The organism is Sphingobacterium sp. InxBP1 (assembly GCF_026191775.1).
GTDB lineage: Bacteria > Bacteroidota > Bacteroidia > Sphingobacteriales > Sphingobacteriaceae > Sphingobacterium > Sphingobacterium thalpophilum.
In genome coordinates this window covers 1-25442 of record NZ_JAINDX010000036.1, presented here as the reverse complement: position 1 = coordinate 25442, position 25442 = coordinate 1, and the positions used below count along the sequence as shown (strand labels likewise).

Annotated in this window: 22 protein-coding genes; 7 read left to right on the top strand and 15 right to left on the bottom strand. The window is 43.5% G+C overall.

Annotated features, from left to right (window positions below):
• Positions 1–204 precede the first annotated feature (204 nt).
• Together K7A41_RS01280 and sppA are read right to left on the bottom strand one after the other, a co-directional pair.
• Positions 205–1395 (bottom strand): phosphoglycerate kinase, encoded by a 1191-nt coding sequence (locus tag K7A41_RS01280; RefSeq protein WP_265712260.1) that lies wholly within the window; start codon positions 1393–1395, stop codon positions 205–207.
• A 113-nt stretch (positions 1396–1508) separates the two neighbouring features.
• On the bottom strand, positions 1509–3275 hold the full coding sequence (gene sppA / locus K7A41_RS01275) for a signal peptide peptidase SppA (RefSeq protein ID WP_265712259.1): 1767 nt from the start codon (positions 3273–3275) through the stop codon (positions 1509–1511).
• 121 nt (positions 3276–3396) lie between these two features.
• Between sppA and folK the strand changes: the two genes are divergently transcribed.
• Positions 3397–3894 carry a 2-amino-4-hydroxy-6-hydroxymethyldihydropteridine diphosphokinase gene (folK, locus tag K7A41_RS01270; RefSeq protein ID WP_265712258.1) on the top strand — a complete coding sequence of 166 codons (498 nt, stop codon included), beginning with the start codon at positions 3397–3399 and terminating at the stop codon, positions 3892–3894.
• Entirely contained in the window at positions 3881–4225 is a 345-nt protein-coding gene (locus K7A41_RS01265) for an Hpt domain-containing protein (RefSeq protein WP_265712257.1), read from the top strand. Before folK ends, K7A41_RS01265 begins: the two co-directional genes overlap by 14 nt.
• Here the strand turns inward: K7A41_RS01265 and K7A41_RS01260 are convergent.
• Positions 4222–4908, bottom strand: coding sequence for a CDP-alcohol phosphatidyltransferase family protein (locus tag K7A41_RS01260; protein WP_265712256.1), 687 nt, complete (start codon positions 4906–4908; stop codon positions 4222–4224). The genes K7A41_RS01265 and K7A41_RS01260 overlap by 4 nt on opposite strands.
• 110 nt (positions 4909–5018) lie before the next feature.
• The gene (gene rho / locus K7A41_RS01255) at positions 5019–6518 is read right to left on the bottom strand and encodes a transcription termination factor Rho (protein WP_028069172.1); all 1500 of its coding nucleotides are present in this window, start codon (positions 6516–6518) and stop codon (positions 5019–5021) included.
• A gap of 297 nt (positions 6519–6815) precedes the next feature.
• On the opposite strand from rho, the gene K7A41_RS01250 reads away from it, so the two are divergent.
• The 3 genes from K7A41_RS01250 (at position 6816) to K7A41_RS01240 (ending at position 10776) form a co-directional block, all read left to right on the top strand.
• A complete protein-coding gene (locus K7A41_RS01250; RefSeq protein ID WP_265712255.1) occupies positions 6816–8543 on the top strand; it encodes an MFS transporter in 1728 nt (575 codons plus the stop codon).
• Between the two features lie 241 nt (positions 8544–8784).
• Positions 8785–9654, top strand: a complete 870-nt coding sequence (locus K7A41_RS01245) for an N-acetylglucosamine kinase (RefSeq protein WP_265712254.1) — start codon at positions 8785–8787, stop codon at positions 9652–9654.
• 300 nt (positions 9655–9954) lie between these two features.
• Positions 9955–10776 (top strand): UDP-2,3-diacylglucosamine diphosphatase, encoded by an 822-nt coding sequence (locus tag K7A41_RS01240; protein ID WP_265712253.1) that lies wholly within the window; start codon positions 9955–9957, stop codon positions 10774–10776.
• An 80-nt stretch (positions 10777–10856) separates the two neighbouring features.
• Here K7A41_RS01240 and K7A41_RS01235 read toward each other — a convergent pair whose 3' ends face one another.
• Together K7A41_RS01235 and K7A41_RS01230 are read right to left on the bottom strand one after the other, a co-directional pair.
• Entirely contained in the window at positions 10857–11543 is a 687-nt protein-coding gene (locus K7A41_RS01235; protein ID WP_317132241.1) for a metal-dependent hydrolase, read from the bottom strand.
• A 10-nt stretch (positions 11544–11553) separates the two neighbouring features.
• Positions 11554–11859, bottom strand: coding sequence for a YbaB/EbfC family nucleoid-associated protein (locus K7A41_RS01230; RefSeq protein WP_028069177.1), 306 nt, complete (start codon positions 11857–11859; stop codon positions 11554–11556).
• A 99-nt stretch (positions 11860–11958) separates the two neighbouring features.
• On the opposite strand from K7A41_RS01230, the gene K7A41_RS01225 reads away from it, so the two are divergent.
• Positions 11959–12585: a hypothetical protein gene (locus tag K7A41_RS01225; protein WP_265712252.1), complete on the top strand. Its 627-nt coding sequence runs from the start codon at positions 11959–11961 to the stop codon at positions 12583–12585.
• A 79-nt stretch (positions 12586–12664) separates the two neighbouring features.
• On the opposite strand, the gene K7A41_RS01220 is transcribed toward K7A41_RS01225, so the two are convergent.
• Positions 12665–13618, bottom strand: a complete 954-nt coding sequence (locus K7A41_RS01220) for a hypothetical protein (RefSeq protein ID WP_265712251.1) — start codon at positions 13616–13618, stop codon at positions 12665–12667.
• A gap of 235 nt (positions 13619–13853) precedes the next feature.
• On the opposite strand from K7A41_RS01220, the gene K7A41_RS01215 reads away from it, so the two are divergent.
• Positions 13854–14435 carry a thymidine kinase gene (locus K7A41_RS01215; protein WP_265712250.1) on the top strand — a complete coding sequence of 194 codons (582 nt, stop codon included), beginning with the start codon at positions 13854–13856 and terminating at the stop codon, positions 14433–14435.
• A 308-nt stretch (positions 14436–14743) separates the two neighbouring features.
• On the opposite strand, the gene K7A41_RS01210 is transcribed toward K7A41_RS01215, so the two are convergent.
• The 8 genes from K7A41_RS01210 to ccoN all read right to left on the bottom strand — a co-directional run bounded on the left by K7A41_RS01210 (position 14744) and on the right by ccoN (position 24879).
• Complete coding sequence (locus tag K7A41_RS01210) at positions 14744–17467, bottom strand: carboxypeptidase regulatory-like domain-containing protein (protein ID WP_265712249.1); 2724 nt, start codon at positions 17465–17467, stop codon at positions 14744–14746.
• 127 nt (positions 17468–17594) lie between these two features.
• A complete protein-coding gene (cls, locus tag K7A41_RS01205) occupies positions 17595–19058 on the bottom strand; it encodes a cardiolipin synthase (RefSeq protein WP_037532539.1) in 1464 nt (487 codons plus the stop codon).
• Between the two features lie 54 nt (positions 19059–19112).
• Positions 19113–19805, bottom strand: coding sequence for a sulfite exporter TauE/SafE family protein (locus tag K7A41_RS01200; RefSeq protein ID WP_265712248.1), 693 nt, complete (start codon positions 19803–19805; stop codon positions 19113–19115).
• Positions 19806–19807: 2 nt separating this feature from the next.
• A complete protein-coding gene (locus K7A41_RS01195; protein ID WP_265712247.1) occupies positions 19808–20230 on the bottom strand; it encodes a FixH family protein in 423 nt (140 codons plus the stop codon).
• A gap of 11 nt (positions 20231–20241) precedes the next feature.
• Positions 20242–21630, bottom strand: a complete 1389-nt coding sequence (ccoG, locus tag K7A41_RS01190) for a cytochrome c oxidase accessory protein CcoG (protein WP_265712246.1) — start codon at positions 21628–21630, stop codon at positions 20242–20244.
• 11 nt (positions 21631–21641) lie between these two features.
• On the bottom strand, positions 21642–22535 hold the full coding sequence (locus K7A41_RS01185; protein WP_265712245.1) for a cbb3-type cytochrome c oxidase N-terminal domain-containing protein: 894 nt from the start codon (positions 22533–22535) through the stop codon (positions 21642–21644).
• 3 nt (positions 22536–22538) lie between these two features.
• Positions 22539–22736 carry a hypothetical protein gene (locus tag K7A41_RS01180; protein ID WP_028069186.1) on the bottom strand — a complete coding sequence of 66 codons (198 nt, stop codon included), beginning with the start codon at positions 22734–22736 and terminating at the stop codon, positions 22539–22541.
• A gap of 4 nt (positions 22737–22740) precedes the next feature.
• On the bottom strand, positions 22741–24879 hold the full coding sequence (gene ccoN / locus K7A41_RS01175; RefSeq protein ID WP_265712244.1) for a cytochrome-c oxidase, cbb3-type subunit I: 2139 nt from the start codon (positions 24877–24879) through the stop codon (positions 22741–22743).
• Positions 24880–25442 lie beyond the last annotated feature (563 nt).

The window sequence follows — 25442 nt, the reverse complement described above, 5'->3', positions numbered from 1 at the left end:
AACTGTTACAGTGTCTTCCTCTCCCATTTATCCCGACACGATCAAAAAAAACGATAAGGGAACGACACGCCGATCCGGGCCCCTGGGGCAATCATTTAATGTAAAGTAAGTCCGGCCAAACCGAACGGCATCTCAGCCACACCATTCATAATCAAAAAAGGGGATAATATTGTATTATCCCCTTTTTCTGAATTTATATTCACACTAGTCTTCAAGTGCCTTCACTCCGGGCAGCACTTTACCTTCCATATACTCTAAAAGTGCTCCTCCGCCGGTACTGACATAACTCACATCATCGCTCATCCCGAACTTGCTTACAGCTGCAGCAGAATCTCCTCCTCCGATCAACGAAAATGCGCCGTCTTTTGTTGCTTCAACCACCGCGTCAGCAACTGCTTTCGTCCCTTTGGCAAAAGTGTCAAATTCGAACACGCCCATAGGTCCGTTCCAGAGAATAGTTTTCGAATCCTTGATAATCGCAGCGAAGTTAGCCGCAGAGTCCTTGCCGATATCCAGTCCTTGAAGATCCGCCGGAATTTGATCATTAGGCCCGTCATATACATTGGCATCGTTCGAAAAAGCATCTGCGATTTGCGCATCTGTAGGAATCACAAGATTAACGCCCTTTTCTTTTGCCTTTTGCACCAGTTCATTTGCCAGGTCAAGCTTATCTATTTCGACCAGCGACTGACCGATTTCACCGCCTCTTGCTTTGACGAATGTATAGGCCATACCCCCACCGATCAACAAATTATCGACTTTATCCAACAAAGCTTCAATCAGCTGAATTTTATCGGAAACCTTGGCGCCGCCCATAATAGCGGTAAACGGCCTGACCGGATTATTGAGCACCTTCTCGGCATTGCCTACCTCGGCTGCCATCAGGTATCCGCTATACTTAGCACCCGGAAAAAATTGTGCAATTATAGCCGTTGATGCATGGGCGCGGTGCGCTGTACCGAAAGCATCATTGACATAAACATCGCCCAATGCGGACAGCTTTTCAGCAAAACCCACATCTCCCTTTTCCTCCTCTTTATAGAAACGCAGATTCTCTAACAATAGCACTTGCCCAGCTTGCAACGCGGCAGCTTTTTCCTGCGCTTCGGTTCCGATGCAATCGTTGGCAAACTGTACGACGGTACCCAGTACATCTGAAAGATGCGAAACAATATGTTTCAATGAATATTTATCAGTAGGACCATCTTTTGGTCTTCCTAAATGCGACATCAGGATCACACTTCCACCATCCTTCAATATCTTCTTTATGGTCGGAGCAGCCCCCTGTATACGGTTGTCATCTGTAATATTGAAATTCTCATCCAAAGGAACGTTGAAATCAACACGCACCAAGGCTTTTTTACCTGCAAAATTTAAATCGTCTACTGTTTTCATTATGTAACTTTAATGGTTTTGGATTGTCGTTTGCCAAAACAAACGCCTAAATATAAAAAAAAGCATTTGTTTTCGTTAGAATAATTTGTTTTTTAATGGTTCCGTAACTTACATCAATAGATCTCCACTGTATACGGTAGCCTAGCCTGAACCCCACTCTGCGCTGTCGCCTTTTTGATCACATCAAAATACCGGTAGTATTCACCCATCTGTTCTCTTGCTACCCAAGCCTGGACCTTCTCCTTCGAATTGTTTAGAATCGATGTAAACGGATCCTCCTTTTCGGGGTATTGTGCGACCTTGTATTTGCTCAAGTTTGCTTTCTTAGCTGCTGCGCGTATGGCCGTTTCCACATTACCGAGACGGTCCACCAGCTTATTGTTGACCCCTTGCATACCTGTCCACACACGTCCCTGACCAATACTATCCACCGCGGCTACAGACAGCTTACGTCCACCCGCAACGACGCCGGTAAAAGTTGTATAGACCTTGTCAACTTCCTTTTGGATGATATCCCTTTCTTCAGCAGTCAGCGGACGGTCAAAGGTCGTCATCAGGTCCGCAAATTTAGCGGTCTTTACACCATCGTAATGCACGCCAATCTTATTGTTCATCAGATTCTGGAAGTTGGGTATTACACCAAATACTCCGATCGAACCGGTTATGGTCGTGGGCTCCGCAAATATAGAATCTGCTGCCGCAGCAATATAATAGCCGCCCGAAGCAGCCACATCGCCCATCGAGACGATCACTGGTTTTACTTTCTTGGTCAGCACCACTTCCCGCCAAATGATATCAGATGCCAGTGCGGATCCTCCCGGTGAGTTAATCCGGAGCACAACGGCCTTCACCGCATCGTCTTCCCGTAAGGCGCGTAGTTCACGCGACAGTTTATCACCGCCGATCTCACCCGGCCCTTTCCCCTCCCCGTCCACAATCTCTCCTGTAGCATAAAGGACAGCAATCTCAGAGCTGCTGACATCACTCTTTATTTTCTTGTTATAATCGAGCAAGGATACAAAAGGTATTTCCTCTTTCTCTCCCATATGTAGACGTTTTCTCAGATCCGAAAGCAGCTCATCTTTATATAGCTTCGCATCTGCTAGTTTATAACGTACTGCGTCATCCGCATTTCGGACAAGATAGCCATCAGCTATGGCCCTCAATGAGTCTGCTGCTATTTTTCTGCTTGCCGAAATTTCATTGATAAAGGTGTCGTATATACTACCCAGATAAGAGCTGACCTGAAGACGGTTTGGATCGCTCATCTGATTCAGAAAAAAAGGTTCTACAGCACTTTTAAATGTCCCGACTTTTACGATCTGCATCTCGACACCTACCTTATCCAGTAGATCCTTATAGAACATTGTCGAACTCGCCAGCCCTCTGAAATCGACAGTCCCCTGCGGATTTACGTATACCTTGTCAGCTATACTGGCCACATAATAGGCCTTTTGATTATAGCCGGCATTATAAGCAACGACAAACTTCCCTGTTTTCTTAAAAGTCTGCAATTCGTCCCGAATCTCCTTTAGGCTCGCAAAGCCAGTCCCAATACTGCCGGCATCGATATAAATACCTTTGATATTTCCATCGGTGGCCGCATATCTGATCCTTTCCAGAATATCATCCAACCCAATACTCTTGGTCGTGTATCCCGGGAGATTCAGGCTGCCCAGCGGATTGGCTTCACTACGCTCGGTAATTTCGTAGTCAAAGGATAGAAAGAGCACCGAATTACTTTTAACAACCACTTCCTGATCCGACGATGCTGAACTTATAATCGCACCGATGATCCCCATAAAGACAATAAACAGTATCACAAAGGACACCAAAATCCCTGTAATCGTAGCTAACACATACTTAAAAAATGATCTCATATTCTCTAATTAAATTCTATTTCCATACACTATCAAAGAAGTGATTTATTGTACACTAAAGGTAATGCAATATTTTTTATTCCCCCAGTATTTTAGTTTTTAAAAAACTTAATTTAGCGACATGAATGAGATTTTTATATTACTGGGGACCAACTTAGGCGATCGCTTTGCACAGCTGTCCTTGGCAAAGCAATATCTCGGATCGCAGGTCGGGAAAATTATAAAGACCTCTTCGGTCTATGAAACAGCCGCCTGGGGTGTAGAGGACCAGCCGGCTTTTCTCAACCAGGTCATCGTGCTGCACTCCCGTCTATCACCTTCCGAGTGCCTGAAACAAACGCAACAGATCGAACAGCAGCTGGGACGAGTGCGGATCAAAAAATGGGGAGAAAGAGCAATCGATATCGATTTACTCTATTTCAATGATGAGATCATCGATCTTCCTGATCTCAAGATCCCCCACCCCCACATTGGCGAACGAAAGTTCACCTTAATCCCCCTCGCCGAGGTCGCTCCGGAGCACCTACACCCCGTTTACAAAAAAAATAGTGTATATTTATTGAATATTTGTAAAGACAGCTTACCCGTAACGAAAATTAGCAGCGATGAACCATATTGACACGGACTTGATCAGTCAAAACATGTTTGACGATCAAGCTTTAATCAAACAGTTTGTATCCATGTACCTTATTCAGACGCCCGTGGATCTGGACCATTTGCGCAATGCCATAGCGGCCGGCGACCTCCAGAACATAGCGGACGCCGCTCATCATATCAAACCGACTATGGATTACATCGGTGCTTTCCATCTTAAAGCTAAATTTGAAACGCTCGAGACCGCCGCAAAAAATGGTGAATCCCTTGAGGGACTCCGGGCTGCTTTCGAGGTGCTGGATATTGAAATGAAAGAATTGATCTTCGAACTTGAGCAATATGAAAAAACGATCTAAACCAGATCGTTTTTTTTATGGAAGTGCAGCGCCGATAAGATAAAATAGAGCACGAGAATGAGTGGCAGTGCCATAAACCGGCCGATCAAAAACAGAATCAACGTTAAGAACAGAAATATAAACCTAAATTTATTTGTCTTCCAGTCCATCGAACTAAACTTCATCGAGAATAACCGGATCTCGCTGACCAACAAATAGCTGGTTAATAGAACACTTCCAATCAAAAAAACAGGATTCAGCACCAGCTCCGGATACTTGCCTGAAATATACGGCAGCGAGAGCACATAAAATGTATTCATGGGCGTATTCAACCCAATAAAATCCGAAGTTTGCCGTTCATCCAAATTGAACTTGGCCAGTCTCAGCGCGGAGAACACCGTAACTATATAGCCCACATAAGGAACAAAGGAACCATCGGCGAACGCTTTTTGCAACAGCATAAACATCAGTGTTCCGGGTAGAAAACCAAAACTCACCATGTCCGCTAAAGAATCCAGCTCTTTACCAATGGAAGATTTCACATGAAGCAGCCGGGCGACCATGCCATCAAAAAAATCAAATATTCCCGAAGCGAGCACACAGATCGTAACTGCTGTGATATCGCCCCGCAATGCCATCAATACAGCAACACAGCCACTGAAAAGATTAAGGCAGGTTAATAGATTCGGAATATGTTTTTTCATCGACATGTAATTATATAATCATTTTTTTGAAATACGGATCTCAATAACCTTTCAAAAAAAAGCCATCATTTCCATTGAAATGATGGCTAAAATATCAAAATTTAATGGGATTAACCATTCATACTAATCAAAAATTCTTCATTTGATTTAGTACCACGCAGTTGTGCCTGTAAAAATTCCATGGCCTCTGTCGAGTTCATATCCGACAAATGGTTGCGAAGTACCCAGATGCGCTGTAGCGTATCTTTGTCTGTCAACAGGTCGTCCCGGCGTGTGCTGGATGCAGTAATGTCAATCGCAGGGAAGATACGTTTGTTCGCCAGCTTACGGTCAAGCTGCAGCTCCATATTACCTGTACCTTTAAACTCTTCAAAGATTACCTCATCCATTTTAGAACCTGTATCGGTCAATGCGGTAGCCAAAATAGTCAACGAACCACCGTTTTCAATGTTCCGCGCAGCACCGAAGAAACGTTTGGGCTTGTGAAGAGCATTGGCATCCACACCTCCCGACAATATCTTACCAGAAGCAGGTGCCACTGTATTATAAGCCCGTGCCAGACGGGTAATGGAATCCAGAAGAATAACCACATCGTGACCGCATTCGACCATACGTTTCGCCTTTTCCAGAACGATATTAGCAATCTTCACATGACGGTCTGCAGGTTCATCAAAGGTAGATGATACCACCTCTGCCCGTACACTTCTTGCCATATCGGTCACCTCTTCCGGACGTTCGTCGATCAATAAGATAATCAGATACACCTCAGGATGGTTCTTGGCAATCGCGTTTGCTACTTCCTTCAACAAGTTGGTTTTACCCGTTTTAGGCTGAGCAACGATAAGGCCACGTTGTCCCTTTCCAATTGGCGTAAACAGATCCATGATACGCGTAGAATAATTTCCCATCCCCATATCCAGATTTAGACGCTCGTCAGGGAACAATGGTGTTAAATAATCAAACGGCACACGATCACGTACCTCAGCTGGATTCTGACCATTGATAGCCTCCACCCTTACCAATGGAAAATATTTTTCGCCTTCCTTTGGTGGACGGATACAACCACGGACAGTATCTCCGGTTTTTAAGCCAAACAGTTTAATCTGCGACTGAGATACATAGATATCATCAGGCGATGTCAGATAGTTGTAGTCTGAAGAACGTAAGAAACCATATCCATCGGGCATGATTTCAAGAACACCTTCATTAACAATAACATTATCGAAATCTGTACTAGGAGGAGTAGTTTCAGCTTTGGGAGTTTGCGGTGTTTTATCAGGTTGGGGACCTTTATCTGCCGCAGAAACCGTCTCGGCAGCGCTATTTTCAGGATTTTCAGCAACTTCGCGCTTCCGTACAGTGACGGGCTCCGCTGTTTTTACGGTCCTTACTCGCTTTCGCGTCGTCCGTTCAGCTTGTTCTGGATTTTCTTCATTTGCTTTAGCAACCTTTTCGACAGAAGCTGGAGCTGCTTCTTCTTCCCCACCCGTATTGCTAATTCTTTCTATTAATTCCTGCTTACGCAATTTATCAGCATCTGCGATACCGATCAACTTAGCAATCTCGCGCAATTCTGATACGAGTTTAGCGTTTAATTCGTTAATATCCATTAATGTGTTGTGTATGTTTTTTTGGATTTTCTTTTTTGAGCTTTATTCTGATTATACACTTAAGCTAGTTACCCGGTTTAAGTGAATGAAGAACTAAATGATTTCTTTTAATCCCGAAGTGGGTTAAATATTGAGAACCTTGACAAAGAAAAAAACAAATTTTGTTATTTCAAAATATTTCAAGAAAAATATTTACTATTGTAAGTAGTAAAACGATTTAACAACATTTTTAGATTGAATTTATATTTTTTTTCATAAGTTCGTAGCTTTCAAAATTAAAGTTTTTAGATCCCTTATATGGAACAGCAACAGACTAAAACCAATTACCCCGCGCTCTACACACTGATTATTGTGTTTTTCTTTTGGGGCTTCATTGCGGCAGGAAACAGCGTATTTATCCCTTTCTGCAAGAATTACTTTCACCTTGATCAATTTCAGTCGCAACTTATAGATTTTGCCTTCTATACGGCATACTATATCGGAGCATTGCTCCTTTTTATCTTCAGTTCGATAGGTGGTAAGGACCTTGTCGGAAAATGGGGCTACAAAAAAAGTATTGTTTACGGACTCCTTTTTTCAGCATTGGGCGCCGCAGCAATGATAGTAGCTGTAGAGGTGAATTTGTACATAGGTATGTTGTTAGGTCTATTTGTTGTGGCACTCGGTTTTTCGCTTCAGCAGACAGCAGCCAATCCCTTCGCCGTGTTGTTGGGAGATCCCAAAACAGGCGCTTCCCGTGTCAACCTTGGAGGAGGTGTAAACTCCTTCGGAACGACCATTGGCCCGTTGGTGATCGGATTTTCATTGTTCGGTACCTTTGAACCTATTTCTGATTCCGAAATTGCTAACCTGCCATTAAACAAGGTCGTTTACCTATATATTGGCGTTGGCCTGCTATTTCTTCTGGCAGCTGCCCTATTCAACTTTAGTAAGAAGGTTCCTGCCGGAATTAGCGACGAACCCATGGAGAAAGCGAATAAGGCCTTACGTACCTTGATCGTGATGACCCTTTTGTTATTCGGTATGTTCACACCGGTCTTTTTAAGCTACAAAAGCGACCTGGCCCTACACATCGAGCAGTTGCATCAGCAGGTTTCCAGCCTGACAGATCAGGTGCAGATCGACCAGTTAAAAGCACAAATAAAGGACGTGGCCAAGCCGCTTGAAACACAACGTATGTTATGGTTAGCAGGGGCATTGGTAGTCATGATAGGCGGCCTGCTTTTTGCAAACAGAAGTGCGCAAAAAAATCCTGACGGCTGGGGGGCGATGAAATATCCACAATTGGCCTTGGGCATGTTGGCCTTATTTATTTATGTAGGTATCGAGGTGGCTATTGGAAGCAACCTCGGAGAATTGCTAACGTTAAAAGAATTTGGCAGCCTACAGTCTTCACAGATCACACCTTACGTATCGATGTACTGGGGCAGCATGATGATCGGACGCTGGGCTGGTGCCATCACAGCATTCAATCTAAGCAAGTCAACCAAAAACGGTTTACTCATCGTCGTCCCCTTGATTGCATTTTCTATTATCATAGGTGTAAATACCCTTGCAGGCTTTGAAATGTCGCACCTTTATTACTATGTGGTCTGCATCATTCTTCAGATCGTGGCTTTTTACCTGAGTAAAGAAAAACCTGCACGTACCTTGATCATTTTTGGTTTATTCGGCATTATAGCCATGCTAATCGGCCTATTCTCGTCGGGCACAGTAGCCATTTACGCGTTTCTGTCTGGCGGTCTGGCCTGCTCCATCATGTGGTCGTCTATTTTTAGCTTGTCCATCGTTGGCCTAGGAAAATATACAGCCCAAGGATCGGCTTTCCTTGTTATGATGATTCTCGGCGGTGGTGTTCTTCCCCCTATACAGGGAAAATTAGCAGATATTATTGGCATCCATAACTCATATATCCTACCCTTAGTCGGATTCTGCTATATCGTATTCTTTGCCATATTTGTCAGAGGAATTTTGACTAAACAAGGCATTAATATTGATGAGATTGAAGCCGAAGGCGCACACTAAAGCAGTCAACTAATTGTAAATAGTACACTATTTAAACAATTTTATTACAAGGTTTAAAAACTGGCTTAACGACACTGTTAAGCCAGTTTTTTTATAATATGAGAGGAATGCCAAAATTTATTTTTTCAAAAATACATGGATAAATTATGATATTTAAAATTAAAAAATGTATTTTCGGGGAATTGATTAATGAATTGATTACTCATTTTATAACGATAAACACAATTAAAACTACTCAATAATGATAATCATTGCTGACGGGGGATCAACAAAGACAAACTGGTGTTTGTTAGATGATTCAAATAAAAAAATCTACTTCAACACAGAGGGATACAACCCTTATTTTGTTGACAGTGAATACATTGTAAACTCCCTAAAAAAAGGATTGCCGCAAGATTTACCTTTTGAAAAAATTGCGGAAGTAAATTATTATGGCGCCGGGGTGCATAATAAAGAAAAGGCTCAGATCGTGGTTGATGCACTGCAACAAGTATTTACTACTGCGAAAGTAGAGGTGGGACATGATCTTCTCGCCGCAGCCAGAGCCTTATTAGGCTCTCAAGCTGGATTTGCAGCAATTTTAGGTACAGGAACCAACTCCTGTCTGTACGACGGCAAAGAAATTACATTAAATATCGATTCGGGTGCGTATATCCTGGGCGATGAGGGGTCAGGCAGTTATATCGGCAAAAAACTACTTGCGGACTACGTCCGGAATCTAATGCCTAAAGATGTCAAAGAAGTGTTTTGGAACACCTATAAAATGACCAAAGACGAAATCATGGACGCGGTATACACCAAACCGATGCCCAACCGTTTCTGCGCTAGCTTTAGCAAATTTGTCTATGACAACAACGTCAATATAGAATATACACGTAATATTGTCGACGATGCATTTGAAGCTTTTTTCAAAAATCTAGTCAGCAAATATCCTAATTATCAGAGTTATACTTTCAATTGTATCGGTTCGGTCGGCTACAATTTCAGGAATGTTCTGGCGGAAAAAGCCGAACAGTATGGCATGAAAGTCGGAAAGATTTTACGCTCCCCAATTGATGACTTGGTGCAGTTCCATATCGACCGCGCAGCAGCAACGGCAACAGCCAAATAAGAAGATAATATTCTTTAACATGATAAAAAAAAGGTGTCCAGACTATCGGACACCTTTTTTTTGCATCCAGACTGTTGCCGCTGCCATAATCGGCAATATTAATTTAGAATAAACTGATTTATACTATTTTATAAAACTTTTTAATGATTTCATAACAGCAATTTCATCGGAACAAAATAAAAGTATCTTTCTTTTGTAATAGAAATATCGATGAAACCATCATGAGATCGACGAACCTTAAGCCCATAAAACGAGATACTGATCATGATAGCTTCATTGTTCTTAAGACAATTTACGCACATGAAAAGAAGCCTTGATATACTTGTACTTTCCGACATCCATCTGGGTACCTACGGAAGCCGTGCAAAAGAACTTTTACTTTATTTGGAGTCAGTATCCCCCAAAATACTTATACTCAACGGAGATATTGTCGATATCTGGCAGTTTAAAAAAAGTTATTTTCCACAAGAGCATTTGAAAGTGATCAAAAAGATCATCGATATGAGTTCTACAGGCACTGAGGTGCATTATATCACTGGAAATCATGATGAAATGCTGCGCAAGTTTACCGACCTCAAACTTGGAAACATCAAATTGAGCAACAAGTTACTGCTCTCGCTCAACAACCAAAAAGTATGGGTCTTTCATGGCGACGTATTTGATGCATCAATCCATCACTCAAAATGGCTGGCCAAATTAGGCGGATGGGGATACGATAAGCTGATCCAGCTGAACAACATCATCAACTTTTGCCTCGACAAACTGGGCCAGGAGAAATATTCCCTTTCAAAAAAGATCAAAAATTCTGTCAAAAAGGCTGTTAAATATATCTCAGATTTTGAACATACCGCCACCGAACTGGCAATAGAAAACAACTACGACTTTGTTATCTGCGGACATATCCACCAGCCACAGATCAAAGAAGTAATCACCAGAAAGGGTACCTGTACATATATGAATTCGGGCGACTGGATTGAAAACCTGAGCAGCCTTGAATACAAAAATGGCGAATGGCAATTATTCTATTTCGAAGAGCACAAAGAGCAAATTCTGAAAAACAAAATTATTGATACGCCGCTTTTCAGTTTGGAGGATTTAAAGAAAATCGTCATATCGTCTTAGGCAGCCATCTGAAGGAAAAAAACATTGCTTTCAACCAAAACCAGTAAAAACAAAAAACCGGACATCTCCGGTTCTTTGTTTTATAAGTCTATCGTCTCACCAATCTGGGGAAGTAACAGCGAAATATCTTCATTTTGAAACTTGTCCAACGCCTGTTGCTTATTGATTGTAATGGGCGGGAACGAATCATAGTGCACGCCAACTACGCTCGCACAGTTGATAAAGGTTGCTGCTTTGACAGCATCATCAACATCCATCGTATAGTGTCCACCAATAGGCAGAAATGCCCAGTCCAGGTTCAGGTCCGCCAGTAGTTTCATTTCCATGGTCAGCGCCGTATCCCCTGCAAAATAGATTTTCTTTCCTTGTACATCGAATACAAAGCCTACAGGAAAGCCTCCATACTGACCATCTGGCGTGCTGTTGGTGTGTGCCGCGTACACCATCTTGACAGAACCAAAAGGCAACTGAACCGTACCACCAAGATTGAACTCCACCACTTTGTCATCAGCAACGCCCTGTCTCCTGACCCACGCAGCTGTCTCAACAATAGCCAGTACTGTCGCACCGCTGTTCTTTTGTATTGTGGCCATATCAGCCACATGATCCTGATGTCCGTGGCTCAGGAAGATGAAATCCGGCTTAATCGAATGGACATCAATCGCTTTTGCCAAAGGATTGTAGGTGATAAACGGGTCCAACAAGACCTTTGTTCCATCGAAGTCAAATTCCACACAAGATTGTCCGTAGTAAGTCGCTTTTATCATAATCGTATTTCTATTGATTAAACAATCCACTTAGTCCGCCCAGCATATCTTTGCTGGCCGCCTGCATTTCCGCCTGACTGATCTGATCTGCTTGCGTGATCGCTTTGTTCAGGGCGACAACCAATAGTTCTTCCAATTCCTCTTTATCGGCATTGGACAAAAAAACAGGATCTATCGTAATTTCTTTGATCTCCTTATTAGCGGTTGCGATCACGCGGATCAACCCGCCTTCCACTTCACCCGACACCGAAATCGTATCTAACCGTTTCTTGATCTCCTCCGCTTTTTGTTGCGCTTGAAATAGTTTGTCAAACATATGTATACCGTTTATTTTATGCTAATTTACGAAAATCCCCCAACACCGGCTATTGCTAATTTACTTTCGCTAATGCGGTGCATTTTGTATTTTTGCAGCATGCAAAGCAATCAACAACTATTAGTTGACCATCTTTTGGAACAGCTAAATCTAGATAACTTGGCTGTCCCGCCACAAACGTATCTCAAATTGATCTCCCAGCAAAACAATCTGGTAAAGATTGATGATATCATTGCGTATATCAATGCCTTGGGAATGGAATTACAGCAGACAGACGCCATCAATGAACTGGTTGAAAAAATTGAAGACGATACCAATATACTGATCCATAAGCTAAAATTCATTACAGCGGCTGACAGGCCTAAAGTATGGACATTAAATCAAATACAGCCTGTAGAAGTCAACCACACTGCCTTTTTGAACGAATCCATCCAAATAGCCGGCGGAATCCCAGTGACAACAGCTCATGAAGCAGACAAAATCATATTGATCAACAGCGATGAAACGGCTTTCGCTGCTATCCCCGACTTATTAAACATTCCTGGGGTTGCTGCTTCCAAAGCGGTCGAGCTGGACCAGGTGTTTGTCATCACAAAACCGCACTTTGCCCAAGTACCGGGATATGACTATCTGACCGAACTCGAAGCACTGGCGGAGATCCTCCAGCCCAAGTACTTCGTGTATGGACACGAGGGTAAGCATTGGCTACAGTTTCAATTAAAATAACAATTCATTTTACTAAACGCATACAAAAGAGGCTTTGACTATGAGTCAAAGCCTCTTTTGTTGGCTGATCAGCTTGTTGTTAATGATATCTTCTGCGAAGTACCTCATATAGCTTTTCGACCGTATGCGGTTTGTCCGCCCATTTATTTTTGACGGCGTAATTTGTCTGCAAAAAAGCATCTGCTTCGGCATAGCTATTAAATCTGTTCAGTAACTCCACGGCTTCACTATACGCGAGGCTATAACCATTAAACAGGTCTTTGATAAACAGCAATTTGTCATTCAGGCTTATACCCGCTTTTATATCGGTCAATTTATCTGCACTCGCAGCCTGATTTACCTGATATACGCGATTCTGTACCCCAGCTTGTTTTTGCTGTGAGATAATTTCATTTAAGGTCAGGGGTCTGGAAGGTGCTTCTTCAACAACCGTATTCACCTCCTCCTGGATCGCTCTGGGCAGGGGTTCTTCAATGATTACCTGTTTTTCTTCCTCAACCACTTCGTTTATTACAACTGGTTCCGCCTTAACCTCAGTTTCATCTACGAGGTTGATAACAGGTTCCACCACCTCATATGTTTTTTCCGAAGCATCATCAGCAATAGAATCCACCGCTGATTCATTGGACTCCGTAGCAGAAGGCTGTGAAGCAACAGTTACCTCCACTGGGGCAGCGACGTTTGACGCACTCACAGGACTTTCCGCAGCCTCCTGATCGTTAATCAGCGGTTCAGGCGAAACTACTCCCTGATTAGCAGTTCGGATAGACGACGGAGGTGTAAAATAGTCGTTGAACGCTATCTTTTTGCTTTCTGTGGCTGCTGCATTTAAGGAATTGGGCACCTGCTCCTCCTGCAGTACGGTATTCGTTTTAAGCAAAGTGATATAAGCAGCCACGGCCTGCGCTTTCGCTTCCAGTATCACTAATTCCCCAAACTCCCAGCTGTCTCTGTCCGACAGGGTCTCGTAGCGCGTATGCAGATCTTGTAATAAATCTCCTATTTTATTCAGTATTTCGTCCTTAGTACCCATAAATTCTTGTTGAAATCGCTTGTAATTCGTTTATAACACTCACTCTAATTGCCGCTTAAAAAGTGGAAAACTCAATCCTTTGATTTATAAATAATTGAATTTCCGTCGCCTTTTTTGCTACTCAAATTTAAATATTAATTCTGATATTAGCACGGTCAAAAACAGAATATAATCGACGGTCGCTCCACAAATAGTACCTTATTTGCAGGCCATCAAACATCATTAAATTAATCAAATGCTTTTTTCTGAACATAACTTGACATGGAGACCAGCTCGAGTGGGAAGTATTGAAGTGATCTGTGGCTCCATGTTTTCCGGCAAGACGGAAGAGTTGATCCGCCGCTTGAAACGAGCACAATACGCACGTCTTCACGTCGAGATCTTCAAGCCTGCCGTCGACAAACGATATGATGAACAACGGGTTGTTTCGCACGATAGCAATAGCATACCATCTACACCGGTCGATCACTCCTCCGCTATTCTATTGTTGAGTGCGGACACGCAGGTTGTAGGCATAGACGAAGCCCAGTTTTTTGATGACGGTTTGACAGAAGTATGTGTCAAATTGGCAAACAGTGGCATTCGGGTCATCATCGCTGGTCTGGACATGGATTATAAGGGACAACCTTTTGGCCCCATTCCCAGTTTAATGGCTGTCGCCGAACATGTGACCAAAGTACATGCGGTATGTATGCAGTGCGGCGCCCCAGCAAACTATTCCTATAGACTGTCCAAAGACACCGAAACGGTCCTTTTGGGCGAAAAAGAAGCCTATGAGCCCGTTTGCCGCCAATGTTATTATAATCTTGGGCAATAATTTCTTCATCACGTGGAGCTCCGAATCTGGAATTGCATATGATGCATCAGGCTGCTGTTGAAAGCAGTTCTAAATAGATATAGATCGATAGATTGCTGCCGTATTCTTTTTCCGATCAGTTTGGCATAAGATTTGAAATAACTGTAGTAAATAAGAGGATAAACGCCATAAAAGGCGACAAAATACTTTTCATAATTTAGGTTTATAATTGGTTAGTTTGCACCTCCTTGCCCATCAAGGAGGTGTTTTTTTTTTACAAAAAGAACGCTGCTTCAAATGAAGCAGCGTTCTTTCTTCCAGCAATTCCGTTAGGGCTGGACACGGTAGTTAATTACTTTGCGGCCAATATTGCCGGTCTGGTCCATTCCCTCCACAATTACTTTATAATTTCCATTTCCATCGGCATTATAAAACTGCAGCGTGGCTTCTCCCGTCTCATTTATCGTCACCTTTGGATTCCAATAAATTGTCGTTCTGAGGTCGTTTACAGCCTTCCGCTCCGGCGTATCATACTTCGGCACGTAGAATTTGCGTTCTTTAATATAGCCTAATGGATACATATCGATTACGTTGGATTTGGGCAGCAAACTTTCAATCTCACTCAACGACATTCTTGGTTTCTTCGCCTCAACCTTCTTGGTATAGATGGACACCACACCATTATTTTGATACATCCTTGAGACAGTACCCAATTCGTCCCGCAGGAAGATTTCTATACCTTCGATATCCGCTACATTGATGCTGTTGAGCCCCGGCTCGTCTATAGGCATACCATTCAGGAAAAACTGTACCGGTGTACGTCCCCCCGCATTATAGTCTCGCGACACATAATACTTCAGAGTCTGCGGGTCATAGGTGATACCCGTTAGCACGGTCTGAAGACACATAGTCAGCACATTACAGCCTGTCAGGCGGTCCGGTTCGATACGGTGTTCAGGCATAGACAATCCCGAAAGTGCAGGAAAATCCTTATTGGTGATTACTTTCTTCTGTACACCGGTCACCTCTACCTCGTCAAGTAAGATCGACTTCCGGTACTCTTTGCGGCTGTTGTCCAGGTAAGGTGCGATAGCCTGGTCTATATTGGGCACGAAGTAGCTTTTGTAACCATTATTTTTATCTATCTCCGGATAATAGCTCTGATCCATATTGATCACCAGGCTACGATAATTATCATTCGAACGCGCATTCACCGTTACTTTGGAAGAATCCGGAAACACGAGATCCTTAAAGGCAAAGCGGCCGTTTTGATCCGTATACACATCCTTTTTTATATTGCGCGAAGGTATCGTCAGCAGTAGACCACCATTGGGATACGGCCTTCCCGTATTCAGTCGCAGAATACCCGACAGCTCAATTCCCTGCTCGGGAAGAAAGTTGATTGCCGGAAGCTTTTCGGCAATCAGGCTCGGATAATCAAAACGGCGGTAGCCCTGTGTCATCAGCAGGGCATCCAATGCCTTGTCCCGGTTGGGATTCTTTTCATCAAAGTAAAAGTTCGGACTTTCGACGTTGCCTTTCAAGTCTGAGGTCAGCAGGAAGTTACTGACAATCGACACATCTGATTGATCATTATAGGGTACCTTGGACTCGTCGATGACCGCTATCGAATAGCTCCCCGGGGTCTTCTGTCCATTGTTATCTACCGACAACTTGATACTGACCGGATCCTTTGCCTTGTAGCTTTCTTTGTCACTGCTAACTTGTATATTCAACAATTTTTCACTCTGTACAAATGCCAGACGCTCACTCACGGGCTTTCCATCCGGCGTCAATAAGGTTACTTGAACAATACCATTCGGCAGACGTTCTTTCGGTATATTAACCAGTGCTGACGAAGATTTCATGTTGACCTGAGCCCCAAAACATAGATGCCCATTAGACTGTACCAGGATATAATAAGATAATGCGTTGTTTTTCGTAAAGTTCTCCTCACTGGTTACTACTGCAAATTCAGCATTTGTTTCATCCTGCTTGATGAAAACCACATTGGCTTTATCACTGACCACGGCTGGGAGTTTATATTTCCGTTCCTGTCCATTGTTGAACTTGACAACGGCCTGATAGTTTTCGCCAGCAAGCGGCAACAACGAAAAGTAACCCATCCCTAGCCCAAAATCCTCAAATTCGGCGACAGGCTTGCCTTTTGAATCAAGAATACTTCCCTTAACTTTTAAACTCTTACCATCAGAGCCAACGGCTTTAAAGGCAACTTTTTTGGCCAGGCCGGCAATTAAATCTCCACCCTCTGGAAAAAATTGCACGTCCGCGTCCCACAACGCATTTTTGAGCAGGAAAGAGCTGGATAGCGCTTTCTCCTCTTTATTCTCCTGAATACTGACCTTAAGCTGGCCCTTTTCCAGATTTGCCTTTTCCTTGGCCGATAACCCGATCGTTACCTTACCCAGCGCATCTGTTTCACCCTTCCCTTTATCGAGCGTTTCCCATCCAGAAACAAATTCCCAGTTAATTTTAGAATTGACCATTGGCTTACCGGTTCGGTCACGGAACTGGATCACCGCCTGGGTTTTGTTCCCCTGCAGGTTATTCTGAAACTCAATATTTGTGATCAACTTTTTGTTGATCACATCCCCGATCGGTACGATCTTATTGAAAAAATAGGCATTGTCGAAATTAGCCATCCATTTCGTATACGCTCTAAAACGGTAGTTATCCTGCGACATAAACTGGGGATCGAGTATCATCTGGCCACTACCCACACCTTTCTCCAGGGGCACCCTAAGCGTCTGGATCAATGAATCACGGCTATTCAGCACTTCGACATAGACAATCTTACTGGGTGCATACTCTGCGAGATTACGGGACAAATAGGAAGAAAACCATAATGTATCACCAACGGCATAGTAAGGTTTATCAAAATGTAAGTGTACTTTCTCAACCGGATAAACCTGAAAATATTTCTGAACGCGTTCTACGATCGTATTAATAGGCAATGTAGGCGCGGTCTGTGCATAACTAGACCCCATTCCTAATAGTCCTATCGATAAAGTCAATAGTTTGATGTGCTTCATTGAAAGTCTTAGAATAAAAAATGAATAGCTAAATATATTCAATTTTAGGCAAAGACCAACCCTATCAGGGCATTTTTAACATTTATCAGATCAAATCAAGACCCCAAAAACGCATATACCACATCGCTTAGAGCAAGGGAGCCAGTAAGCGGCAGATCGAGTCCACTCCCCTCTTCCATCTGCTCCGCTGCATCCATTTTCGAATAGTAATTAATTCAGAATCGTCGATATCTTCCAGAAACTGGGCACAGAGCCGATCACAGACCGCTTTGTCTGAAACGATGCCTGATATCTCAAAATTGATATAGAAACTTCTGATATCCAGATTAGTGGTACCTATATACGCCAGTTTTCCGTCGATACAGATTGTTTTGGCATGTAGAAAACCTTTAGTGTACAGGTATACGTTGACTCCCCTTTCGAGCAGGGGTTTGATAAAAGAAAAGGAAGCGTGCTGTACGAAAAAAGAATCCGATTGTGCTGGCAACATGAGATCGACACGGACGCCCGAAGAAACCGCCAGCATCAAAGCTGTAGTCAACTGATCACTCGGGATAAAATAAGGCGTACATAGCTGCACATACTCCTTCGCTTCGTTGATCCCCGCAATAATGGCTTCCATATTGAATGGTGCGGGCGACCCCGGATCGCTAGCCGTAAAACCTACGCCGCTAGCATCCTCCTCGCTTACCGGAAACCGATTTAAATACCCTTTGCTAAGCTCAAAAGGCTCTCCATCGGTTTGGTTCCAGCTGTTCCAAAACTGGATTTGCAAGGTATTTACAGCAGCCCCAACAACCATCATTGACGTATCCCGCCAATAAATTTCATTTTTTTCATTATTGATATAACGGTCCGATATATTGATTCCGCCTACAAAACCGACTTTGCCGTCGATAACTGCAATCTTACGGTGATTTCTATAATTGCTATTGGCCAGAGAAGTGAACGTTACCGGAAGAAAAGCTTCATAGCTAAAGTCCGGCTTGTGCCTGCGCAGATATTTAATCACATCAGGCGCACCAAAACTGTCTAAAATCAGCCGTACCGTGACACCTGATTGTGATTTCTCTTCCAGAATCTGCAATATCTCGCGGCCAATTTCATCCAATTCCCAGATATAATACTCCATGTGGATCGAATGTCGCGCAGCTTTTAGTTGCGCTATCAGTTCCGGAAACTTCTCTTCGCCGTTAATAAGGAGGCGTACTTCATTATTCAGTGAAAACGTAGAGATTTTTTGGTTTTTGAGATACCGGTATACCATGGCAAGACTACCGATACGGTCGTTCAAGGTATCAATATGTTCTTCCATAATCTCCGATTCTCTGCGCCATGCGTCCAGGAGTTTTTTAGACTGTTCCCGGTACATCCGCTTCATCTTCTTTACCTTCTTAAATTTTTGACCGAAGAAATAATAAATCAACAGACCGATGACCGGTAAAAAGACGATAACCATTATCCAGGCGATGGTCTTTGCCGGATTACGGTTTTCGATCAGGATCGTTCCAATTACACCGATATAGAGTATAAGTAAAGGAATCCAATAATACTGTAATGCAATCTGTAAAATATGATGAAGTACCTCCATGTTGCAGACTAAGTTTAATCCCAAATATAATACTTCGAAATGATATATTGTTTATCATGATATACAGTTTACCGCACCCTCGATATGGATCAGCGGACTTAAATAAGGAATGTTCAGATTGGCCCCCCTTAACATAAACCAAATCCCCAGCAAGAGGTACAGAAAGGGTATCCATTTCGAAAAACCAAGTTTAAACGAGCGGGAGAAGTTCCCCAGGAAGGAAAATAGAAATAGTAGAGGCAGGGTTCCCAGACCAAAGTACAGCATGAATAAAAAACTCTGCTTCGGTCCATCGGCATTAATAGCAGATACAAGTGCCATATAAACCATTCCACAGGGCAACAAACCATTCAAAATACCCGCGATAAAACTTCCGCCGGGTTTAAGCAGCCAACGCGAAAGAAGACGGACAAAAGGCTGTACAGCCATGGTTTGCCAGCGGCTGACAGTCTGATTGGCTCTGCCCATGAAATGGAGCAGAGCGATGAGCACCAACAAAATACCGGTAGACCAGCTTAGGGCACGCTGCCAGCCCTGAATCTGGGCCAACGTTCCGATTGTGCCGAGAGAAAGCCCAATGCTGCCGTAGGTAAGTATCCTTCCCAATTGATACAGTACTTTATTGGTCAGCGCACGCCAGCCGATCCCTTGCCTACCTTCTATGGCAAAAATCAGCGGCCCACACATGGCTGCACAATGAACGCTGCCCAACAAGCCCATAAAAAATGCAAAATAGGTGTAACTCATTTTTAAAACAGAATATGCTCTTCGAACAAAAAATCTCGTCCCAAACTTTTCCAGTCAATATAGAGGTTCCACATCCCCCGGTCAAAGGTCGAAAGGGGCAACACAAAGATATTGTTGCTGGTTCGGAATGGTAACTCTCTATCCAGATGACTATCCGAAGGTTTCCGCAACAAGAGCTTTCCTGTGTTCACTTTCGACACAAAATGGATATATAAAGTATCTCCACTGATCGTTATGGTGGGTGACTCCTGCATAATAAGCACATTTTGCTTCTTTTCGTAAGCCCGGTCATAGTTAAGCCCCTGTTCGTAATAGTCATCTTCCTCTAGACTATCCGAATCCCGGCTGACCATATAAATTCCCACAGCCACGGTACTCGCCATAAATACCCCCAAGCTTAAAAAAATCTTTATACCCCAATTCATTGTCGTTGTGTTTAATTCATGCCGGGAGGCGCAATGAAAGTAGTTTTCAAACTCTCTACTTTTCTGTCTCCCGAGTAGATAGATAATTTTATATTACTTTTATAGGACTGAACATCCTTGTTAGCTATGATCAGAAAAAAGCTGAGCGTCGCATGACCATCCTTAGCAAGTTGCTGTATTGGGTTGACCAACTGAACTTTTAAACGCGGATCCTCACATACCAGGCGAAAGGGCATGGTTTTACCGGACTTATTGATCAGCTCGAGGGAATAGAGATTACTGATCGTCTTATCATCACGAAGTTGGTATGTACTTCCTTTCGCCCGCAGCAAGCGCCCATCCACTGGCGAACGACTGAACAACAAGAAGCCAAAAACAGCTATCAAGAGAACCAGAACAATCGAGTAGGCCACTGCCCTCGCGTTACTTTTCTTCTTGAGGGTCCCTTCAATTTCCCCCATCGGATAAAAGCCGATCAGGTTTTTGGGTTTCCCAATTTTCTCCATTACGGCATCACAGGCATCGATACATGCTGTGCAGCTCACACACTCCAGTTGCAGCCCGTTACGGATATCGATTCCTGTCGGGCACACGTGCACACAGAGTTTACAGTCCACACAATCCCCTTGTGGGACTGTCGTATGTTTACGCTGCTTTCCCCGGGGCTCGCCGCGTCGGCGATCATAAGCGACAGTGATGCTCTGATCATCCAGCAGCACTCCCTGTAAGCGGCCGTACGGACAGATCGCAATGCACACGATTTCTCTGACATAAGCAAAAACCGCATAGAAGACCATGGTAAATACGATAATGGACAGTAAGCCGCCGGTATGTTGGTCCAATGGATCGGTAATAATTTTGATCAGCGCATCCACACCGATGATATAAGACAAGAAGATATTTGAAATAAAAAATGAGATAATTAGGAATATACTGTGCTTCAGTAGCTTTTTTAGTTGCTTTTGATCTGTATCAGGTCCCTCGTTCAGTTTTTTCTGTTGTTGCCAGTCGCCCTCTATCCAATATTCGATCCTTCGGAATATCAATTCCAGAAAAATGGTCTGGGGACAGGCCCATCCGCACCAGATGCGGCCAAATACCACGGTAAACAACACCACACAGACCATGATGATCAACATCCCGAATACGAATATGTATAGATCCTGCGGGTAAAAAAGCTGACCGAAAATAGAAAACTTACGTTCAATAATATTGAACATCAAAAAGGGCTCGCCATTTATCTTGACAAAGGGTGTGGCAAATAAGAACAGTAGCAGCGCGTATCCCACCCATTGTCTCCTCTTGTACCATTCCCCATGTGGTTTCTTGGCGTAAATCCATTTTCTTTTTTTTGATTTATTCGACTCCTTACTGCTTTTATCGACTGCTGCTGTGCTCATTGCTCTCCAGTTTACTGTTCTGCTTTTTTATCTGTCCGTTCCTCTGCCGTATGCTCCTGATCCTTATGATCTCCATAGGTAACCTCGTCACCCTGAGGTTCCTTCGGATTGGCCGGGTGCGTGTCCCGCAATGTAACGATGTAGCTAGCGACCTGTGCAATTTGCGCAGGACTCAATGTTTGCTCCCACGGCACCATTCCTTTGTCCGGAACGCCGTATTTAACAGTTTTGAAAATATCTTTGATTTCACCACCATGTAGCCAGAATTTGTCGGTCAGGTTAGGCCCTATGCCCCCTTCGCCATTAGTGCCATGACACGCTACGCAGTTTGCTGCAAAGATGGCCTTTCCATCACCTGCCATTTCGGGTTCGAACTCCACCGTATTTTCATCGACATTGCTTGCCGAGGCCAGCAGGTAAGCCTGACGTTCTTTTTCAGCAATCTTCATTTCGTGCAGATACTCCTGGTCCTGGCTCATGCCGATCCCCGAAAGCTGATAGATAAATAAATATACCACAGCAAAGAACACAGTACCATAAAATAGAAAGTTGAACCAGATCGGAATCGGGTTATCCAGTTCACTTATGCCGTCATATTCATGATCGATGACGATGTCTTTTTCCTCCGATATCGGCCGGATGCCCATAACCTTGTTCCAGAAGCGTCTTGGCCAGCCTTTTTTCGCTAATTTTTTTTGTTGTTCTTCTTTAAACAGTTCGGGCATGGTTATCTTTATAATGGACTTCATGGCGCGATTGACCATCAGCGCAGAAGCTAGAAGAGCTAGCATCACCACAATCAGAACGACAATTAAAATATCCGTGTATACATTATCCGAACCAAATCCGACAGTGGACTGGACAGTTTCCAAGGTGGCTGGGGCAGTATCCAATAATAAACTCATATACTATAGACTTTCAGGTGAATGATTCAGTTCCTTTTCAGTTTCATCTTCTTCCAAAGGCAATTCCTTCATATAAGTGATATACTCCCTTTTCATCCGAAACAACATTACGGCGACCGAAAGGAAGAAGATAAGGAAGATCCAAAGTGACACGATAAGATAAAGTTCACTTCCGTTTAGATTTGTTATTTGCTTAAACATTTCTCTATTGATTTGCGTTTATTTGTTCAGTTGTTTTCGGAGCGGCTTTTATATCTGTCCCCAATCGTTGTAGATAAGCGATTACGGCTATAATTTCGCGGTCAGCCAATACATTGACCTGATTATTCTTCAGATCATCTGCGATCGCCTGTGCTTGCTTCTGCAGGTCCTGGTCGGCATTTTCAATCGCTGCATCAGTATAGGGAATCCCCAGTTTACGCAAGGCTTTCATTTTGTCTTTCAAAATGGAATTATCCAATTTCTGCTCTATCAGCCATGGATAGCTCGGCATAATACTGCCCGGCGAAGTAATTGTTGGGTCCAGGAGATGATCAAAATGCCATTTGTTTGGATATTTGGAGCCTATACGGTGCAGATCGGGGCCTGTTCGCTTCGATCCCCACAAAAACGGTGTATCATATACGTATTCACCCGCTTTACTGTACTCTCCATAACGGGCAGTCTCCGAACGGAAAGGGCGGATACTCTGGGTATGACAGTTAACACAGCCCTCGCGTACATAAAGATCACGTCCCTGTAGTTCCAGCGCTGTATACGGTTGTACACTGGCAATTGTCGGCACATTTTTCGAAATCGTAAATGTGGGAATCATTTCGACCATACCGCCAATCAGAATAGCGATAAGAGCCAGCACCATAAACAATATCGGCTTACGTTCAAGCCGGCGGTGCTTGGATTGTTCGTTGACCTGAACAGGTAGCAAGGCAGGTGCCTCCGCAGGTTCATCCGCAACGAGCTTGCCTTTTTGCATGGTTTTAACCAAATTAAAAGTCATCAGCAACACGCCAGACAGGTACAACGCACCTCCTAATGCGCGCATCATATGCATTGGTAAGATCTCCAATGTTGTAGCTAAGAAATTGGGATACTTTAGTACGCCTTCCGGTGTGAATTCTTTCCACATCAGTCCTTGTACCACTGCGGCCCAATACATGGGAATTGCGTAAAACAAAATACCCAGTGTGCCTATCCAGAAGTGCGTTGATGCCAGCTTCTTTGAATAGAGTTCGGTCTTGTAGATACGTGGAATCAGCCAGTACAGAATACCGAATGTCATAAAACCGTTCCAGCCCAGTGCGCCGACATGCACGTGTGCGACAATCCAATCCGTAAAATGGGCAATGGCATTTACCTGTTTCAAGGACAGCATTGGGCCTTCGAATGTCGCCATACCATAACAGGTCAATGCCACAACCATAAATTTAAGCATGGGTTCTGTCCGCACCTTATCCCAAGCTCCACGCAAAGTCAACAGACCATTGATCATACCACCCCAGCTTGGAGCGATCAGCATCACTGAGAAAACAACGCCCAAGGATTGCACCCAGCCAGGTAGCGCGGTATACAACAAGTGGTGTGGACCAGCCCATATATAGATAAAGATCAACGACCAAAAGTGAAGAATGCTCAGTTTATAGGAATAAACGGGCCGGTTAGCCATCTTTGGCAGGAAATAATACATCATTCCCAAATAAGGGGTAGTCAGGAAGAACGCGACAGCATTGTGGCCGTACCACCATTGTACAAGAGCGTCCTGTACTCCCTTATATATATAGTAGCTTTTCCATCCGGCCACGGGCAATTGAATGGAATTAACAATATGTAATACGGCTACAGTAACAAATGTGGCAATATAAAACCAGACCGCCACGTACATATGCCGTTCACGGCGCTTGATAATGGTGCCAAACATATTGACTCCAAATACCACCCAGATCAATGTAATCGCGATATCGATCGGCCATTCCATTTCCGCATACTCATGACTAGAGGTAAGGCCTAATGGTAATGTAATCGCTGAGGCAACTATAATGAGCTGCCAGCCCCAAAAATGGAGTTTACTCAACATATCGCTAAACATCCTCGCCTTTAGCACCCGTTGTAAGGAGTAATATACTCCCATAAAAATACCGTTACCAACGAACGCAAATATTACCGCATTGGTATGTACGGGACGTACACGACCAAATGTCGTAAACTGCAATCCGAAATTCATCTGGGGCCAAACAAGTTGCGTTGCCACAAGCAATCCTATAGTCATACCAACTATCCCCCAAATAATGGTAGCGATTCCGAAATTTCTGACAATCTTATTGTCGTAATTAAACTGCTCTAACTGCATTACTTAAATTGTTGATTCTGAACCAAAAGTAAGCAGCATTTTGTGACAATCTAATGATGTAAAATGCGTACAAAAATGATGTACGTCACTTTACTGGACTATATAAAGACATTCCATAAAACTCTGAATTAAAAACATTTAGCTTCATAGAGAGTAGTACTATCCTATTAGGGCATACAGCTTCTACAAGGAAACGTGACGGCCGTCACAATTGGAAGGTTAGGATATTCTTCACCCTCACCAGATCATCTCGGCAATATAGCTGTCTCGTCAATTTACTTGCCGAGCTATAAGATGAACACGGCTAACAGATATTCTGCTGTTGGGATGCTGGCTTTTTATTTTTATGACCGTACGGCAGTATATCAGGACCGTACATGCCCATAAACCGTTTCCGGTATCCGCAGAGAGCGGTTCACTCAGGTCATCCATCTGAGGAATATAAGGGGCTCAAAACGAAAGAAGCCCTTGACTGTTTCCAGCAAGGGCTTCCGTGTAAAAAAAGGCACCGACCTACTCTCCCACCTGTTACGGCAATACCATCGGCTCTGGCGGGCTTGACT